Origin of the sequence: [Mycobacterium] stephanolepidis, assembly GCF_002356335.1 — a bacterium.
Taxonomy (GTDB): Bacteria; Actinomycetota; Actinomycetes; order Mycobacteriales; family Mycobacteriaceae; genus Mycobacterium; species Mycobacterium stephanolepidis.
The window spans coordinates 3,368,618-3,387,244 of sequence record NZ_AP018165.1 but is presented as its reverse complement, the minus strand read 5'-3'; the positions used below and the strand labels follow the sequence as shown (position 1 = coordinate 3,387,244).

Annotated in this window: 14 protein-coding genes; 1 reads left to right on the top strand and 13 read right to left on the bottom strand. The window is 61.7% G+C overall.

Going from position 1 to position 18,627, the window contains the following annotated elements; all coding sequences use genetic code 11:
* Window position 1: 1 nt before the first annotated feature.
* From MSTE_RS16765 to MSTE_RS25885, 11 genes are all read right to left on the bottom strand, one after another.
* Window positions 2-1,378: a nucleotidyltransferase domain-containing protein gene (locus MSTE_RS16765; protein WP_157997697.1), complete on the bottom strand. Its 1,377-nt coding sequence runs from the start codon at window positions 1,376-1,378 to the stop codon at window positions 2-4.
* On the bottom strand, window positions 1,375-2,661 hold the full coding sequence (locus tag MSTE_RS16760; RefSeq protein WP_096502879.1) for an aminotransferase class I/II-fold pyridoxal phosphate-dependent enzyme: 1,287 nt from the start codon (window positions 2,659-2,661) through the stop codon (window positions 1,375-1,377). The genes MSTE_RS16765 and MSTE_RS16760 overlap by 4 nt, the downstream gene beginning before the upstream one ends.
* Window positions 2,658-5,237 (bottom strand): PEP/pyruvate-binding domain-containing protein, encoded by a 2,580-nt coding sequence (locus MSTE_RS16755; RefSeq protein ID WP_162291450.1) that lies wholly within the window; start codon window positions 5,235-5,237, stop codon window positions 2,658-2,660. Before MSTE_RS16755 ends, MSTE_RS16760 begins: the two co-directional genes overlap by 4 nt.
* The gene (locus tag MSTE_RS16750; RefSeq protein WP_096502875.1) at window positions 5,234-6,571 is read right to left on the bottom strand and encodes a cytochrome P450; all 1,338 of its coding nucleotides are present in this window, start codon (window positions 6,569-6,571) and stop codon (window positions 5,234-5,236) included. Before MSTE_RS16750 ends, MSTE_RS16755 begins: the two co-directional genes overlap by 4 nt.
* On the bottom strand, window positions 6,568-8,268 hold the full coding sequence (locus tag MSTE_RS16745; protein WP_096502873.1) for a fatty acyl-AMP ligase: 1,701 nt from the start codon (window positions 8,266-8,268) through the stop codon (window positions 6,568-6,570). Before MSTE_RS16745 ends, MSTE_RS16750 begins: the two co-directional genes overlap by 4 nt.
* A complete protein-coding gene (locus MSTE_RS16740; RefSeq protein ID WP_096502871.1) occupies window positions 8,265-8,498 on the bottom strand; it encodes an acyl carrier protein in 234 nt (77 codons plus the stop codon). Before MSTE_RS16740 ends, MSTE_RS16745 begins: the two co-directional genes overlap by 4 nt.
* Entirely contained in the window at window positions 8,495-9,337 is an 843-nt protein-coding gene (locus tag MSTE_RS16735) for a hypothetical protein (RefSeq protein WP_096502869.1), read from the bottom strand. The genes MSTE_RS16740 and MSTE_RS16735 overlap by 4 nt, the downstream gene beginning before the upstream one ends.
* Window positions 9,337-9,810 carry a dTMP kinase gene (locus tag MSTE_RS16730; protein ID WP_157997696.1) on the bottom strand — a complete coding sequence of 158 codons (474 nt, stop codon included), beginning with the start codon at window positions 9,808-9,810 and terminating at the stop codon, window positions 9,337-9,339. Before MSTE_RS16730 ends, MSTE_RS16735 begins: the two co-directional genes overlap by 1 nt.
* A gap of 179 nt (window positions 9,811-9,989) precedes the next feature.
* Entirely contained in the window at window positions 9,990-12,419 is a 2,430-nt protein-coding gene (locus MSTE_RS16725) for a PEP/pyruvate-binding domain-containing protein (protein WP_162291449.1), read from the bottom strand.
* A gap of 7 nt (window positions 12,420-12,426) precedes the next feature.
* Complete coding sequence (locus tag MSTE_RS16720; RefSeq protein WP_096502863.1) at window positions 12,427-15,156, bottom strand: aminotransferase class III-fold pyridoxal phosphate-dependent enzyme; 2,730 nt, start codon at window positions 15,154-15,156, stop codon at window positions 12,427-12,429.
* Complete coding sequence (locus MSTE_RS25885) at window positions 15,137-15,448, bottom strand: acyl carrier protein (RefSeq protein ID WP_157997695.1); 312 nt, start codon at window positions 15,446-15,448, stop codon at window positions 15,137-15,139. The genes MSTE_RS16720 and MSTE_RS25885 overlap by 20 nt, the downstream gene beginning before the upstream one ends.
* 588 nt (window positions 15,449-16,036) lie before the next feature.
* Between MSTE_RS25885 and MSTE_RS16705 the strand changes: the two genes are divergently transcribed.
* On the top strand, window positions 16,037-16,774 hold the full coding sequence (locus MSTE_RS16705; protein ID WP_096502857.1) for a maleylpyruvate isomerase family mycothiol-dependent enzyme: 738 nt from the start codon (window positions 16,037-16,039) through the stop codon (window positions 16,772-16,774).
* Here the strand turns inward: MSTE_RS16705 and MSTE_RS16700 are convergent.
* On the bottom strand, window positions 16,760-17,398 hold the full coding sequence (locus MSTE_RS16700) for a YoaK family protein (protein ID WP_162291671.1): 639 nt from the start codon (window positions 17,396-17,398) through the stop codon (window positions 16,760-16,762). The two genes, MSTE_RS16705 and MSTE_RS16700, sit on opposite strands and share 15 nt — an antisense overlap.
* Window positions 17,399-17,428: 30 nt before the next feature.
* Window positions 17,429-18,622: a geranylgeranyl reductase family protein gene (locus MSTE_RS16695; protein ID WP_096502853.1), complete on the bottom strand. Its 1,194-nt coding sequence runs from the start codon at window positions 18,620-18,622 to the stop codon at window positions 17,429-17,431.
* Between the last annotated feature and the right edge of the window lie 5 nt (window positions 18,623-18,627).

The following is an 18,627-nucleotide window of genomic DNA, read 5'->3' as shown; positions in this document are numbered from 1 at the left end:
ATCATTCCTGACCGTCCAGGATCGACTGCAGCTCGGCGCGGGTGAACCCAACTTTGGCCGCGAACATATCAAGGTTGTCCGCCGGACGGCCGCCGCGGCCTAGTTGTGCCACGTAGGCTGCACCGAGGTCGTAGACGGTCTTGACGAGCGCGGCCGGAAAGAGCCATGGGCCCAGATCACGCTGGAATACTTTCGTAAGTCGATAGGGAGCAGCTAGTTTCGCCTTCAGTCGCTCCCTGCGGCTCGGGTGGTGCAGTGAGCTCATTTTCGCGGCATCCGCGGCGGGCACGTCGAGCAGATTCGCCCATAGGCGAGTGAACCGCACCCACTTCTCAGACGCCGCGCTGGTCGCATTGAATTCGGTGTACGCCTTCTCGATGACGGACGTATGGGTCGAGCGGCTGCGTAGCAGGGCACGCACGTGCCGAGTCTTGCGCGTCACGTCAGCCCGGTAGAACCGGTCTGCTTGTGGCTCTGCTGATTTGGCGAGTTTCTGGCAATGTTTTTCGGGGACTAGCCGGTTTGCCAGTGATAGGGCGTGGAACACGAGGTTGTGTGAGCCGGCCTTGCCGATCTCGTCGCCGAGGATGCGCCAGTTGAGATCGTCGCCCGCGTAGCGCACCAGATTCCAGATGTCGGCGAGCTCGCGCACGCCCGTCTTGTAGTACGGCAGATGAATGCACAGGTGATGCAGGTTGTCCTCGTGCGCCATCGCCCACGCGGGCACACCGTAATAGTCGATACGGCGGACTCGTGACCAGATGGCCGCGTAATCGATTCGGTACGGCGCGAGAGGCGTGATCAACCCCCAGTGGGTGCCGACGACGAGCGCCCCGTCGCTGGAGACAAAAGAGGGCAGATGGTGACTACGGCTCTCGCGGACTGCGGGCTCCTTGCCCAAAAGCTCCGACACACAGAACATCTCCAGCTCGCGGTAGATGGCGATGACATCCTCTATCCGCTCGATCTCGACAAGGATGTCTAGATCGTTCATCCGCTTGTAGTGCGGATCCTGGTAGACCTCGGATGCGAACAGCATGCCCTTGAGCACAACACATCTGATACCGGCATCGTCGAATCGGCGCAGTAACTCCAGACTGCCCTCGAGCCGCAGGTCGTTGGTCTCGGCGATGGTGCCGGACACCGCGAGGAAATCCTTTGCGACATCCGCAGGCACCATTCCAAAAAGCTGCTCATGTTCCAGCCTGCGCTGCACCAGCGGAATCGTCGCATTGACTCTCGCGAGGGCGAGAAATCCGGACCAGTCGGTGATTTCCCCTGCTAGTGATGCGATTTCCGCGCGCTCCGCCGCGGTAGGCGCAACGAGCGAGGCCAGGACCAGTAGCCGCTCGTCGGCCGTGCCGCCCGCAGCGATCACGATGTGCCCACCTGATTGGGATGAAAACCGAAGCGATGGGCGACGGCAGTGATCTTCTCGACCGCGATGTCTAGCTGTGCACGGGTCAACGTGGCCATCATGCTGACCCGTATCCGTTGTTTGTCGCGCGGGACGGCGGGGAATTCGACACCGTTGACGAATACTCCCTCCCTGTGCAGTGCGGCGACCACTTCCATCACCTCGACGGCAGCGGGTAAGGCGATGGGGACGATGGCGGTCGGAGCCTCAATAGCAAATCCGATGTGTCGTAGCGAATTGACGAAGTAAGCGACATTGTCATGCAGTTTCGCGACCAGCTCGGGATGCGCCTCCATGAAGTCGATTCCCGCGATCACCGATGCGACAACCGATGGGGACAGGGAAGCGGAGAACATGTAGGAGCGGGCGAGGAAGCGCAGCGAATCGACAAACCCTTGTGAGCCGGCGACGAAACCGCCGGTTGTCGCGAACACCTTTGAGAAGGTGCCCATCGCAATCTCGATCTCGCCGAAGGACATGGCGAAATGTTCGTGCGTCCCATGGCCGTTCGTTCCCAGTACGCCTGTGCCATGTGCATCGTCGACAGCGAGCCAGGCGCCAAAGTTGTCACAGAGCGCCTTCATCTCGGGTAGCGGGGCGATATCGCCATCCATCGAGTAGACACCTTCGACGGCGACAACGACGTTGGCGCCCGGATCACGCCAACGCACCTGCATGAGGCGGTGGCGCAAGTGGTCAAGGTCATTGTGTCCAAACGCCAACGATCGGATCCTGCCGAGCTGGATACCGTCGTAAAGACTCGCATGATTCTGCTCGTCATAGATCAGGGTGTCACCCTTGTTCATCAGTCCGGTCAACCAGCCGACATTGGCGGCATATCCGGAGGAGAACAGCAGCGCGGATTCGCAACCCTTGAGCCGCGCCAGCTTTTCCTCCAGCTGGCGGTGCAGTGATGTCGTGCCGTTGAGTAATGGCGGCCCGCCGCACCCTGTTCCGTATTTACGGAGAGCTGTGACAGTTGCTTCGACGATTTCGGGCTCATTCGCCATGCCCAGGTAATTGTTGGATCCCAGCATGATGACATCGCGGGTTGTGTCGGTCGCCGGATCATGAACGGGTACCACCGGTCCAGAGGGGCCGGCGATCTCCCGCAGCACGAAGCCGCTGCCGCGGGCGCGGTTGACGTAGTGCTGAAAGTCGGCGAAGCGATCCTCAAAGGTGACCGACTTGGGGTTCATATAGTGCTCGAGGCTGAAATTCTCGGCGTGCTCGACATTGTTCATGCGGCCCTCCTGCGGATCGTCACGGTGCCGGCGCGGCCGTTGACAGCCACCACGTCACCGTCATGCAACAAGCGGGTGGCGCCCTTGACGCCGACGACTGTCGTGATGCCCAGTTCGCGGCCGATGATTGCGGTGTGCGATAGCAGGCTGCCTTTCTCGGTGACCAGCCCGCCCGCGGCGACCATGAGAAACACCCAGCCTGGATCGGTGGTCGATGCGACTAGCACCTGACCGTCGATGTTGCCTGCTTCGCCCGGGTCTTGAACCAGCATTACCGGCGCTTCGACATTGCCTGGAGAACAACCGATTCCAATCAAGACCGGGGCATCGTCAAGGGTGTCGTATTCGTGCTCGCTGACATGCGCCGCAGCCATGCCGGATGTCACGATGCGTGACGGTGGCGTGTCGCTGCGCCAGCGATCGTGGTCAGCTTTGCGTGCGGCGATCAGGATGTGTGGGTCGCCGTCGACGAAGGTGCCTCGGGTTATCGCGGCGATCTCCTCATAGGTCAGGTAGAAGATGTCGCGCGGGGTGTCTATGAGGCGGGCAGTGTGCAGGTGGTTGCCGTACTGGCGGAACACGCGTTTGACCAGACCGAAACAACGGCTGCGGCCCAACCGCATGTTTTCCCGCTGCTTGACGTTTTCGCGTGCGTGCCGCAGGACAAAGCTGTAGGCGACACGCAGAACAGGCTTGCCGCGCAATGCCCTACGCATGGCTTGCTCCGCGCTGCGGCGGATCTGCTGTTCGTGTGACTCCATGTCGGCGATGTTCTGGCCGCCGCGAATGTAGTTGCGCAACAATGGCACGAGATCGGCCGGTCGCCAGCCAAGCGGGTCCGTCTCCAGCTTGAGCTCGTTGACTGTACGGTCGCCGTACTCCGCGATATGCAGCAAGCACGCGGAGTGGAACTGCGAAAACTGGGGCAACTCTGCCCAGACCTGCTCTGCGTCAAGATCGCTGGTGAACAGTTTGGTCAGCGAGGCGTCCGAGCGAGCCAGGTTGGCGAGCTCGAGCAGGGAGCGCACCGGGTCGACACTGCGGACGCCCTCCTCGCCGCAGAACAGCTCATTGCGGACGGCTTCGGGATTGGCCACCCCGGCCTTCTCGATGATCCGCCCAATGATGTGAAACAGCTGTTGGGCCAGGAAGTCGTTGAATATCTGTGCCGAGTAGGCCGGTACGAGCTCGCTGATGCAGCGTTCCAGCCAACTTAGCAGCTCATGTGGCTCACGTCGATTCTCTGAGTTCTCCTGAGCCAGGCGGTGATCCAGGTCGGCAGTGAAATCGTTGAGCAGGCCGAAGAACGACGCGAGTCGGCTTCTGAGCCGTACCCAGCCAGCGAGAATCACCAAGACGACGCGGACACGCAATATCCACATCTTGGCCAGCGCGAGGCCACGCAACGGCATGGCCGGCCGCTTGTACCGGCTCTCGATGCCAAGGGCCGCTTCCCAGCCCTCGATTGCGAACTCCATCCCCGGGATCTGAAGGAACAGCGAGTACCAGTTGCTGATGTTGTAATAGATCCGGCCGTGAGCGGTGCCGACCAGATATGGGTAGAGGCTCGCGCTGTTGTCACGAACGGTCTTTCGGCTCGCCCCGAAGTCCCGGTGGCAGGCCCGGAAAACCTGTTCGTACGCGAGCCTGACAACCGAGAAGGTCAGCGGTGTAGACAGCCCGGGATAGGACTCGGCTACGTTGACATTGTCGAAGATCGTCTGCCGCATACCGGTGACGGTGACCGGCCGCGCCTGCAGTAGCCACAGCTTGCCGTCGTTGTCGATCGCCCACTCTATATCCTGGGGGATACCGAGAGTGCTGGCGAGGTTGACAGCGATGGTGACGAGCTCCGCGACACGCTCGTCGGTGAGTGCGGGCCCGTTTTCGATCTGTTCCACCCGGGTGTTTACCGTGTATGACTGGGTGTCGACGAAATAGGTGTCACAGTCGGCGGTACCGGACACAACGCCCTCGCCGAGACCTAATCCCGCAGACACCACGGCTTCGCAGGTGTCACCGTTGGTCGGATTGCAGCTGAAAGCGACACCTGCGACGGCACTATCGACAAGAACCTGCACGATTACGGCGGCGTCCACGGTGACGTTGTCGATCCCGCGCCGTGCGCGGTAAAACAGCGACCGCTCCGAGTACGCCGATGCCAACACGCCGAGGATTGCTGATTCCACATCGTGCGGCGCCACGTCCAGGAAGGTGTCGAGTTGCCCGGCGAAGGAATCAGCGGCGGAGTCTTCGCCCTCGACGGATGATCGCACGGCGAGTCGGGCTCCTGATCCGAAAACTGCTATTTGAGTGGCAATTTCGTGGGCGATATCACCGGGTATCGACAGCCCGATGATCAACTCACGAATACTGCGGGCGGTGTCGCGCAGTGAGTCGTGCGCGTCGGCGTCAAGCCCTGCCAGGTGTGCATCGATGGGCAGCTGTGCTTGCTCCAGTATTCGCGCGCATTGATCGGTTGTCACCACCGTGAACGCAGGCACTGCGTACCCGTGCGTGGCGAGCAACATGAGGCCCGCTGCCTTGTTGCCGACATTCTCAAGCGTCATCGTCATGCGCGCTGCCGCACCTTGCATATCACCGGGTCCGGCAGGTTCGATATCTCCGGGTTTTCACGCACACGCATCCCATTGACGAGCTCGAATTCGTAGCGTGCCAGAAGCATTGCCAGGCCCACTCGTATCTCGGTCAGCGCGAGATGCTGGCCGACACACAGGTGTGGACCCCAGCCGAAGGGGAAGTAGTGGAACGGTGACCGGCCCTTCGAAGCCTCAGGGGTGAACCTGCCCGGATCGAATTGCAGAGGGGAAGACCAGAACTGGGGCAGCCGCTGGTTGACAAAGGGGCTGATAACAATGATGGCGCCCTTGTCGATATCGAATGTGTTGAACGCGTCGGATTCCAGTGCGCTGCGGCTGAATGCCCACGCCGGCGGGTGCAGTCGCATGGATTCATCGATCGCACGGCCGGTGAGGTCAAGCGCCGGAAGCAATTCCGCAGCAGGGAGATCGCCGCGAAGCACACTGTCGACTTCGTCGACGACATCATGCAGCACGGCTGGATTCCGGCATAGTTCGTACATCGTCCAGGCGATCGCTCCGCCGGTGGTCTCGTGCCCGGCAAGAAGGAATGTCAGCACCTCATGGCGCAGTTGTTCGTTATCCATAGCGTGGCCCGTATCGTCGCGCGCCTTAACTAGCCTTCCGAGCAAGCTGTTGTCATCACCAAGTTTCTTGTGACCGGCGATGACGTCGTCGACCACTTTGTTGAGTCGCGCGCGTAGGGCCTGGAACCGGCGGTTGTTCGGTGTCGGAACGGACGGAGGCAACTGGACAACCGAGGACATATGACGCATCACCCAGGCGACCCCATCCCGCACGTCGTGGTCGATCTGCGGTAGCACGTCCTCGACGTCGCTGCCCATCACAGCGCGGCAAACGACGTCCGCCGCGAAGTTGAGCACCTCTGTTACCAGGTCGAATGTGCTTCCGTTGGCGGCGAAGTGGTCGAGGCGTTTGTACATCCGTTCGCCTGCATCCACCATGATCGGTATCTCATCGGTGACATGGCGGCGAGTGAACGCGGGTTTGATCAAAGCCCGCTGCGTCTTCCACAGCTTTCCGTCGCTGGTCAACAACCCGGGCCCGAGCAAGTAGTTGAGGCTGTTGTAGCTGATGCCCTTGGCGTACTTGTCGAAGTTTGTGACGAGCACCTGGCGGATGTGCTCTTCATCGACAAGCAAGTGGAGCTGCTCGTACGCCAGGCGCAAGCGGACGCTGCCGTTGTATGTGTTTGCCTGCTCGTAGAACAGCGTGAGCGGGTCCTTGCGGTATGGCAGGAAGGCGCCCAGCGGGTTTCGGTAGGAGGGGCCGGCGAGTTGACGGGTCACTGCTGCGTCACCTGCTCTCGCTCCACGAACAGCCGTTTGGCTTTCGACCGCTGAACTTTCCCGCTGGTCGTCTTCGGGATGCTTCGCTTAGGCACAAGATGTATTGCCGCGGGCAGCACACCTGTGCGCGCACTGACCGCGGAGCGTACCGCTCGCCGTAGGCTGTCCCTCACCGCCTCATCGACTTCGGTCTCCACGATCAGATGCAACGATTCTGAATCCTCGCCCTCTGCGGTGTGTCCGACGGCGGCGACGCCGCCGATCCGGACACCCGCCACAGACTCGGCGGCATGCTCGAAGTTAGAGGGAAAATAGTTGGCGCCGCGGATGATGATGATGTCCTTGGCGCGGCCGGTAACTCGCAGCCCGCCGTCACGCAGATAGCCAATGTCGCCCGAGTCCCACCAGCCGTCGGCGGTCATCGATTTGGCGGTCTCATCGGGCAGCCCGAAGTACCCAGCCGTGGTTGCCGGACCGCGAAACTGGATGCGCCCGAGCGCGTTCTCGCCCAGGACCGTTCCGTCTTCGTCCGTTATCCGAATTTCGGCGCCGTCCACCACCGTGCCGCAGTCGATGACGGTCAGCGCCGCCGGGTCCTCTGGTGTGGTGTCTTTGGCTATTCGTGCGGTAGCGAGCGCGTGGCGGTCCACTACATCGAACGCGATCGACTGGGGTCTCGAAACCGTCACGGCAAGTGACGCTTCAGCGAGGCCGTAGCACGGTATCAGTGAATTCTCGGGAAGACCCCAGTGTCGAAAACGCTCGACGAAACGGCGCACGGTGTCGAATTGGATGGGCTCGGCACCGCAGAACATGAATCGCCACGAGGATAGATCGACGCCATCAAGTTCCTCGTCCTTGATACGCGCCGCAGCGTACCCGTATGCGAAATTCGGTGCGGCGGTGATTGTTCCTTGATAACGGGACACGTTCAGAAGCCATTCGGCAGGTTGACGCAGGAACCGCGTGGGCGGAATCTGCACAGCGCGGGTGCGGGAATACAACGGTGTAAGCGTCCCTCCGATGAGACCCATATCGTGATTGAGCGGGAGCCATCCCACCCACGTATCGTCGATTCCGCATTGGCATTTGCGGCGAATTTGTTCGCAGTTGTTGACCAGGTTTGCGTGAGTGATCATTACGCCCTTGGGTTTTCCCGTCGAACCGGACGTGCACTGGATGAACGCGAGATCGTCCCCGGCGGGCAGCCGCGGCGCCATTGTGGGCGTCCCGGGGTCGCGGGCCTGTATGTGCAGGATCTCGCCGTCATGCACCGCTATAGCGCTGGATATGTCGGGCTTGAGCGCATCGGCGACGAGTGAGATGGCAATGATGGCCCTCGGCTCGAGATACGCCACGAGGCGGCGGAACTTCGATGCGAAGACGTCGATCGCCCCGAAACCGCCTGGCAGTGGTACCGCGGTGGGGATCGCGCCGAGCGCCATCGTCGCGAAGAATGCGGTGAGGAACGCTGGCGATGTCGGGAGGCAGATCATGACGCGATCACCTGGGCGGACCCCAGAATCGGCCAGGATGGCCGCTGCTCGCAGCGAGGCCTCGGCCAGTTTCTCGTGTGTGATTGTCTCGGCGTCTTCGCTTTCTGAGACAACTATCGTGCTGGGCGCATCTGCCCCAAGCTCAGCGTTCGCAAGTAGCGCGTGAACGATACTGGCATGAAGCGTATTCAGCGGTTTCATGCCACCATCTCCTTGACGTATTCGGTGATCTGGTTCACGGTCTCCAGCCCGGCCGCTTCGTCTTCGGGGATGCGGATGTCGAATGTGTCTTCGAGTTGCACCGTCAGCTCGATCGCCGTAGGGGAGTCGAGCCCGTAGTCTGCGAGCTTTTTCGTGTCGTCAAGTTCGGCGGGCGGAATCCACAGCACCTCCGTGACGACTTTGCGGACGCGTTCGGCGATATCATTCATGCGAACAAATTCCCTTCTCTCACGCAGTGGCGTACAGATTCGGTGATGTCGACGTCATCGCTTGTGTCGATCCGGTGAAAGGCCACCCCGGGGAACGACGTGGCGAGGGTTTCGCGGGTGCGGACATAGCCCTCCCGGAGCACGGCTAGGAATTCGGGGGTCTCATGTGCTTCCTTCACACCGCCAGCCGAGCGTGCGGCGCAACGCGCGGCCGCCTGTTCGGGCGGAACATCAAGCCACAGAACGACATCAGGCAATGTGGTGCGGAATCGATCACTGAAGGTGGCCACACAGGAGGCGATGTCCTTCGGCACGATCGCTGCGACATCATGGAGCATCGCCCAGATGTCCCGGTCAAGGCCAAGCCGGTTGGCCTCCGATGCGTGCCAGTCACGGATGATGTCAAAGGTGCCGGGTTCGTGCCGGTCAAGTACCGCGGAAATCGAATCCTCGAGCGCCTTGCCATCCCAATCAGGCTGTGCCAAAAGCAAATAGAAAGGTCCATACACCAACACTTCGATGAGTGGGTGCCGCTCGCAGAGCAATGCTGTCGGTGTGAAGGTGTCCAGAAAGAATCGCTCGACCGGGCCGTACAGCGTCATCTGGAAGTACATGGCCAGGGCCTTCATTTCCAGGCTTTCGATCTCATCACAGCCGTCGCTGAATGCCTTCATCTGGCGTGAGAGACGCTGCAAGGGAGCGTCACGTGTGTCGTGAAAGTCCGGGCAGGTCATGGTCGGAAACCGGCCGAGGCCGGGCGGCGCAAGCTCGCGCAGGCGCGCGATCGCCGCGGACTTGCCGCAGCCATCGATCCCCACGATCGCGATTCGCCGTGTCATCAGCTGTCCTCCCTAATCCGCTCCGACATCGCCGTGGTGAGATCGGCGGGGGCAGTGGTGCCGTCGAGCCTGATCCATGCGAATTCTTCTGCCAGCGTCTCGATCGTGGCGTGACTGCGTTCTTGGAACGCCAAGAACTCGTCCTTGTCGCCGTAGCCGCTCTCGTAGTCGCTGCGTTGCCTCTTGCGTGCCAATGCGTCCGCTGGGGAGATTGTCAGGTAGAAGGTGAGGTCGGGTTCGGGGAATCCCGCGGCAAGCTGGCGCAGCACGGACGGCTCACCGCCGTGGGCAACTTCGGTCGCGAAGTACTTGTACCAGTAAGCATTCAAGAGAACGGTGTCCGCGTCGCGTTTGCCTGCCAGCTCGAGTGCCAAGTGCAGTGCGTGGAAAAGAAAATGCGCGCGCGACAACGGGCTCAGCAGTTTGAGGTAGCCGTAGATGTCGGCAGATCGGAAGGGAAGCTTCGACGCCACGGACGTGTCAAGGAATGCGTCCCAGATGGTGACCGGCGCGATAGTGTGGCCTTGCGCCTGGAGTGCGGCCGAAAGGCGGGCTATCTGTGTCGTCTTCCCCGATCCGTCGCCGCCGGCGATGCAGATCAGGCGCTTTGGTGCGATCAGTTTCGTCTCCTCACTACTGCAACGTCTTCCGGCTACATCGAACGGGTTGCACTGCACTGTGCGATCGCGATGGGTACGGGGTTCTGATTTTCTAGACGGCTGATTTCGCCGGTGCTGCCGTTCACGCGGATCCGCTGCCCGGACTGGATCGCCTCGGTGGCGCCCGTGACATTGAGTACGGCCGGGATACCGTATTCGCGCCCGATGACCGCAGCATGCGAGAGCATGCCGCCGACCTCTGTCACGACCCCGGCGATGAGGCCCAGTGCTGGAGTCCACCCGGGGTCGGTGAAACGGGTGACGAGAATGTCGCCGGTGCGTAGCTCGCCGATATCAGACAGGGAGGCGATCACTCGCGCGGTGCCTTCGGCAATACCGGGACTGCAGCCCAAGCCCGCCAACCCGCCGGAGACCGGGGGCGCCGGGATAGTGTCGCCGCCAAGCTCATGGGGTGGCGTCACATCGCGGTAGCCCTCATACATGGCCCGCCGGAAGGCGATGGTCCTTGTGAGAGTGCCGGATCCGTGCCGGCTTTGGGCGAGGTCCGCGAGTTCGTGAACAGACAGCATAAACACATCACGCGGATCGGAGAGGCGACCGTCGCGTGTCAGTCGCAGTCCGGCCTCCACGACGTATGCCCGGACAATCGCATAGGCCTGAGATGAGAATTCGCGCATGCGTTCACGAGCAACCAGGTAATCGCGGGCGCGATCGACATGCTTGTCGAGTGCCCGTTCGAACCGAAGGCGTGTCAAAGGGTTTGAACGGACCCGCTGACGCACCATAGCGAGTTCCATTTCGAATCGCTTCCGCTGGTTGACCAGCGACGCGGCGGGATCTGCCGGTGGGTTTTCGTTCGCGAGCATGGACTCGATCATCGTGCGTACCCGGTCTGGCTCCTCCGACCAACGCGGACAGGTGAGGTCAAGCTCGGCATCTGCATGGAAGCCGTGCTCGTCCAGGAACTCCGCGAGCGAGTCTTTCCAGGCATCGCTGGCGAACCCGTCGCGCTCAGCAGTCCCATGAAGGTTGACGATGCTATCCTGCATCGCCATATGGCTCACCCCTGCCAAGCCGCCTATTAGGTGGACTACTGCCGTGTTGCCATGAGTCGCGCTGTCGATCTTTTCCAATAGCGTCGTGAAATCGCTTTGAACACTGGAATTGTGGTAAATGGTCGCGAAATAGGTGCGTTCGGTGTTCGCATGGAACGTCAGTAGGCAGTCCACGAGGTCGATCACGAAATCGTGGTTGTCGGTCTGGCCGAGCCGTGCGGCGCGGTTACGCCATGCCTGGTACTTGGCGGGCCAGGTTGCCGAGAACTGTTCCACCACGCTGAGCTGCCTGCGCACGGTCTTCTCAAGCGCGAGCGCGGTGGGCAGCGCGCGCGCGATCGTCGAGGGGTTTATCGGTGTGTGGCACGGTCCGGTGTCACCGTAGTCGGCCATCACGCCCAGCCCGTCGTCGAAGGCCCGCTCGTTGTACCCCGGAATCTTGCGGTAGCACTGCTTGACCGCGCTGACGTTCCAGTACGGACGGCCGTAGTACATCCCCATCCAATCACGGACTTCGCTGGCTTCTAGCAATTTGAGCGAGCCCCAAAAGCGTTGCATCGAGGACTGAAAGGCGTTGTCGTACAAGGAGAACATTAGTGGTGTGCACACCCGGGCCGATACGCCTCCATCGCGTAGATCAGCATCGGAGAACTGCTCGATATCGGTACGCCAGATGATCGTGGTGATCGCGCGCGACTGCAGGAGCCATAGCTTGCCTGCGGTGTCGATCGCCCATTCAATATCTTGCGGTCGATGCCGGAATGCCTGCACTCGCAACATGAGCCGGGCAATCTCTGCCGCTTCGGACAAGCTTATTTCGGCCGCCTCAGACCCTTCGACACGCTCCACTACGGTGCCGTTGTCGAGCCGGATCGTCAGCCGCGTAGGGGTGACCCGTCCGGATACCAGCGCTTCGCCGAGGCCTCGGCAACATTCGATCAGCCCGTGTTCCTCGATTCCTGAGATCGGATCTATGGTGAAGCCAACGCCGGCAGTCCTGGCATTGACAAGACTCTGGACGAGCACTGCGACAGCGGCTTGTTGCGGGTCAAGAGCCCTGTCGGACAGGTAGGCGCGGACTCGCTCGCTGGCAATAGAATTGCGGCAGTCGATGATCCTGGCGCGTAAGCAGGCAATATCCGTCACATCGAGATACGACTCGTACTGCCCGGCGAAACTCGCGTCGTCGAGATCTTCGAACACGCCGCTTGACCTGACGGCCACGGGAAAACCTCCCAGCGCGTCGACCCACCGTGCGAGGTCGGTGTCTTCGACCTGTTCCAGGACGGTGTCCGCCGGGATGACGAAGCCGGGCGGCACGTCGAACCCGCAGACCGCTAGCTCGTGCAAAGTGGCTGCCTTGGCTCCGGCGAGCTCGACACGGAAGTCACTGGAACCGAGAGGCATTGACATATCAGTAGTCATGGGAATCCTGGAGGACTGGGAGGTAGGCCTGTAGTCCGTGACGGGCGGCGAGGGCACGCGCGGCCTGAACTCCGGCGACCGTGAGCGCTCCGAATGACGGGCTTGGGGTTGCTGGCTCGAAGCCGAGCAGAATGGTTTCTGCCATGCAGGCGTAGACCAACCCCGGCGGGAGCGCTGTGCCTGGGAATTCGGGAGTTTGGCCGTCGGGCAGCAGCATCCGGCCGCCAGAGATAAGCGTGACGTTCGGGAGCTCGCCGACGCCGGGGTCGACGTCGCCGGGCACAGCCAGATCGCAGATGACGACCGGGCGGTCCGGCGCCACGTCGGTAGAGGTAATGAGCGGTACCGCGGAGTTGGTCGCGGTGACGATCATGCCGCACTCCCGCAGTGCCGCCGGGTCTTCGCTGACGTGCACGGCGCCTTCGAGGCGGGCAGCGACCCGCTGAAGCCGCGACGTCGTGCCTGCCCGTCCTATGAGCGTGATCGAATCACTGTGGGATGCGAGCAGTTCAGCCATAACCGCGCCGATGTTCCCCATGGCGCCGACCACTCCCACCGTGCGTTCGCCCGGCGGCAATTCCGACAGGCGTGCGCGCAGTAACTCATACGCACACGCGGCAGTCAGCGAGTTCCCCGAAGTTACCCTTACCGAGTCCTCAATGACATCTCGTGCCGCACCGGTGACGATCGATGTGTAACCACCAAGCCCGATGACCGATGCTCCGATCTTGATCGCGTACTCCACCGCATCGAGTACCAAATTCCGAAGCCAGACTCCGTGTCCTGCCCGCTGGCCTTCAACAGCCTGCAGCGCCGTGATAGGCACGCCGATCACACATACTTCGATGCGGGTCCCGTCCGGGGAATCAACGAACTGTCTGGTGACTTCGAATGGCTCGAGTATTCCGCGAGTGCGATCGAACAATGCGGCGCACTGGGCGTCGGTCCATGACGCGAGCTCTGGTGCGTGCTCGCGGAGATCGCCGGCCTCTCTCAGGTTGGCCAGGAAGGCAACGCGCCGCGGCTTCCCCCAAACAGGTCTGCTGTGACCAGTAAGCTGCCGAGGGCGAGCGATCGCTTGTGGGGGGACCCAGTCGATGGTTGACGGTTTTGTCAGATGTGCCAACAGTGAGGAAAATTCGCCGCGTTGGATTAGCTCAGCCAGTGTGTCGAGCGCTGCGACGGCTCGTTCGATCTCGGTGGGTTCGATGTACGCAGATGGTTGGATTCGCAATGTCATCGGCGCAGAAAGCGTCGGCATAACTCGGATGCGGTGGACGTGTAAGAGATACCCCGCAACGACATAACCGAAGAATTCTGGACGGACGAACTCGGCGAGAACTCGTGAAAGCCCTTGTAGGGGATGCAGTTCGATACCGATGAGTAGTCCGCGACCACGTACATCGGCGATGACGCGGGGCCAGCGCGCAGCAATCTGTTCGAGCCGTTCGATCAGCAATGCTCCCGTTTCGATTACCCGCGACTGCGCGGATTCGAGAAGATCCAAGGATGCCTCGGCGATGGTCGCGGAGAAGTCGTCGTCGGAGAACGTCGACGTGTGATAGCGACCGAAATCACTTATATAAGTCGATGATTCGACGAGCATCGCCGATATCTTCGCGAGGCTTCCCCCGAGCGACTTCGATAGCAGGTAGTAGTCCGCTACCACTCCAGAGGGCTCAGACGCCAGAAATGTTCCGGTGCGCCCCATGCCGCATTGAATCTCGTCGAATACAAGCGCGGCATGATGTCGGTCGGCCAGTTCACGTAAAGCTCGGAGGGTCGCGTCCGGCACCTCGTGAACGCCACCTTCCCCTTGGATCGGTTCGGCGAAGCAGGCGGCTATGGTAGACACGTTATCCCAGGTTGCGTGAGGTACGCCTTGTGTGTCAAATACGATGCGGCAGAACGCTACCCGTTCATCGTCGAACGACGAAACGATAGTTTCGGGATCCCAGGTGTCGAGCCGGATGCGTCGCGGTCCAGGGGTAGCCAAGTCAGTTGAGAAGCTCGCGCGGTCCGTTAGCGCGCCTGCGGCAGCGGTGTTGCCGTGGAAGGCTCCGGCGAGGGAGATGAAGGCAGGTTGCTGCTGGGACATGGCGGTGAGGACTGCAGCCGACTCGGTGAGCAGGTCGGCGATAGACCGAATACTGCCGCCGGTGTCGATGCCGACGCGGTCTACACCGTCTCGACGGGCGCGGCGCAACTGACGCTCGACATCGTCGTGCAGTGACCCGAGTCGCCGGGCTCGAGCTACGGTCGCATGCTTGACGGCGGCCTCTACGGCGTCGGCGCCACTCGAACCCAGGGTGACAACGTATTCCGCGCCGGTGGTTTCGCCTACTCGCGCGGACAGCCGGGCGGCAAGGCGGCCGGCGACGGCGCGCATGCTGGCCTGTGCGCTGAACGGTGCGCGCTGGCGCAGGCAGCGCTCGGCGACTTCAACGAGATGTGGATGGTTATGGCCAAACAGCCCGCTGCCGTGCCCGCCGACGAGGTCGATCACTTCTGTCCGGGTATGATCGCCGTCATCAACAGGGCTTGTGTCGTAGGCCAACGTATCGCGACTGGCAGTGTGGTAGACGACATCCAGGTTTAGCGCGTGCAACAGTCGCGCCTGTTCGGGCCGGGCATGGCGTGCGAATGCGCGCTCAAGACTAATTTTCAATTTGAGTCCGCCCCGGCTAAATCTATATAGCTCATAGAATCCGTTGAGCATGTAGGAGTTCGGCAATTAAATAGTCGGCGATATCGTCCACGGTAATCAGGTATGTAGTTTGCTCATCGGGTATCTGGACATGGAATATGTCTTCAAGCTCTACAACCAGTTCTGTAGCGCGGATAGAGTCCAGGCCATATTCGACGAGGGGGCGACTGGTATCTATATTTCCAGCCTGGAGAACTCTCCGAGCTGTTCCGAGTGTGACTTCGCGGACATAGATAGCAGGTACGGGTAACTGGGATATGCCCTCGGAATTAGACTCTAGCGACGCGGGCTCCGCGTCTGACATGAATTGCTGAATATCATTCTTTCTCAATAGACGTGGATCTGCATGCCCGCTATTAGTTTCATGAATCCTACGCAAGTCCGCAGTCCTATTCGTTTTATTCATTCTCTGACTCGGCATGTCGATAGCCCACTCACGGTGTGGGTATGAAGTGAGCTTTGAGTATTCAAGACATCAGTGAGCGCCGTCTCTGCACGGAAGAGAGAAAAGATGCGTGTCTTCTTGTTTCCTGTAACAACCTCAGGGTCACGGAGAGAAGCTGCCCGACATCATATCAACTGTGCGTCGAGGTCTCGTGTACGAATGGTTGAAAATTGTCGGGGTCGAGGAGTGTCGAGGTGCTGCTGGCGCTTTAGTTCTCGCGAGGAATTTTCACTGCGTGCAGCGCCTTCACGTGCCGATGCGCGCTCAGTACCGCCTGGTAGTTCTCGCGTTCCGCGACCGGCCACTCCGGCTTGTCCTCAAGCGGCTGAGCGATCTGTCCGGAGGTAAGTGCGCTCTCGCCGCCGCCACACGCCAGTCTGAATCTCGCGACGCTATGCGGTCCAAAACCGTCGTGAGAATCAGACTCGGCAGTGGTATGACTAATTGGTGACACCCGATCAGTGGCTGCAGGCGTTGCGAACGGGGATTGCGGCGGTCGCCGCCACCCCGCCCGAGCATCTGGGCCGGGAAGCATTGTCCTGCCCGGGCTGGACGGCACGCGATGTTGTGGCCCATCTCGGCGGAGTGCACCGTTGGGCCGTGGGAGTCGTTGTCGGTCAAAAGATTCCGTACACAGACGTCGATCCGGACGCTCCGGCGGGGGAGGCCGTCATCGGTTGGTATGCCGACCGCGCAGATACTCTCGTGTCCGCATTGATCTCGAAAGACCTCGATACCCCGACGAAGTCGCCGTTCGGTGAGCGGCCGGTGCGGTTCTGGTATCGCAGGCAGGCAAACGAGGTGGCGGTGCACCGCTGGGACATCCAGCACGCATACCGGGGCTGGGACGCCGACCCCATCGATGCTGCTCTGGCAGCCGACGGCATCAGCGAGTGGTCGGAGCTCTTCACGCCCAGGCGTATCGGGCGTGACGGCGGCACCCCGGAGGACCTTCTAGGGGCGCGAATACTCCTGCACGCCAACGACGCCGGCGGATCCTGGCTGCTGCGCGCCGATGCCGAGGGCATCGGCATCGTGGAGGACGATGCGGAACCGGACGCCACGATTACGGCGTCGACGTCTGACCTACTGCTGGCGCTATGGCACCGGGTTCCGCTGTCACACTTGACGGTCGATGGAGATGTGGCCCGTGTCGAGCGGGTGCTGGATCTAGTCCGGATCTAAAGCCGCGGGGCTGGAACGGCGCACCAGCCACGTGGTGATAGTGGCGATGAGCAGCAGCGCCAAGCCGATCCACAGTGCGTTGAGTCCAATGCGGTGGTAGGTCGCCGCACCCAGCACGGCGCCGACGGTCAGGCCCGCCCAGAGCGTGATGTAGCGCAGCCACACCCACCGGGGGCCGCCGAAGAACGCATCGACAAGTCGCTGCCCGGCCTTGACCACCGTGCCGGTGATATAGGTGAGGCCCACCTGGACTTCGCCGGAGCGCTGGAAAACCGAGTTCATGGAACCCATCGCGAGCGCCGTCAGGAGCAGCGCCGCCACGCCCGCGCCCAATTCCTGGGTAATGGCAGCCGCGGCCACGGTGCTTGAGGCAACTGCCAGCACGGCAACCCGTTCATGTTGGCCACTGATGCGTGACGCGATCGCGCCGACCATCACTCCGATGAAGAACATGCCGATCAAACCGGCCGCCTTGTACGCGGATTCCCAGTGGTGGGTGGCGGTTGACGCCGCCATCCTGGTCGTGTTCCCGCTCATGAACGACAGGAAGTACCCGCCCAGATGCACGAACCCGATCGCGTCGAGAAACCCTGCAACACTGGACAGTCCGGTGGCGAGCACCATCTCACGCCGCCGGATCGACCACACGGCGAATCAGTGCTTGTGACCGGGGCCCTGGGCCCGCTTGTACAAGACTTTGAGTAGGTTGTCGCGGAAGGCCGCGTTGTCCATCAGCTTGATGCCCTTGTCGCACAGCCATGGATTACCCAACGCGCGGTGCATGATTCGCCCGCGCTGGTACTCCCGGCCCCAGGCATCATTCATCCGCTGCTGGTAGTTGGTGAAGTCCTGGGGTCCGGCGTTCTGCAACGCCGCTACCGCGCATTCGCCTGCTGCCAAACCGGATTCGAGCGCTTTGGAGATGCCGGCACCGCTGACGGGCTTACCCGCGCCTAGCGCGTCGCCGGCGAACAGCACGCCGGGGCGCCAGGGCGGCCATGCGGTGAATCCCATGGGCAGGCGCCAGGCGCGCACACCCTTGTTCTTGCGCAGCTCGGCCAGGTCGGGCAGTTCCCACTCCCTGGGCAGCTTCTTCATGTAGGTGTCGAGCACCTGCGCGGCATTGACGTCCTGCCACTTCTTGTAGCTGTTGACGTACCCGATGCCGATGTTGATGCGTCCGGCGCCGAGCGGGAAAACCCAGCCGTATCCGATCAGCGCGTCATTGTTGTGGTGCAGCCGCAGGTCGATGTCGAGCATGTTGGAGTCTTCGCGGTTGGCCTCCATCTCGGCCCGGATCGCGATCGCGGTGTATCCCTTGACCTCAGAATCGAGGTTCATCGCGCGCTTGATGGGGGAGTAGGCGCCGTCGGCGACAATCACCGCGTCGGCCGAGATGGTCTCGCGAGACCCGTTGGCGGTTTTGACCTCGATGCCCTTGACTGTGTTGCCATCGCCGATGGGCGCGACCGCCTCGGTGGACTGGCGCACTTCCACGCCTGCGGACTCGGCGTGCTTGAGCAGCAGCGTGTCCAGCTCGGGGCGGCGCACCACATGCCCGTGATCGGGCATACCGGGACGCTTGGGGAAGGTGAGCTCCCAGACACTGCCGCTGTCCACGCGCACACCATCGACGCGATGGAACTGGGCGACCTCGTGGGCCAGGCCCATTTTCTGCAGGTAGCTCACCGCGCGGGCGGTCAGGCCATCGCCGCACGGCTTATCCCTTGGGAACTCGGCCTTGTCGACGAGAACCACGCTGGCGCCCGTACGGGCGGCTTGCCAGGCGGCGGACGACCCGGCCGGACCTCCGCCGACTACCGCAATGTCGTAGTGCTTCTCGCTCACGTATC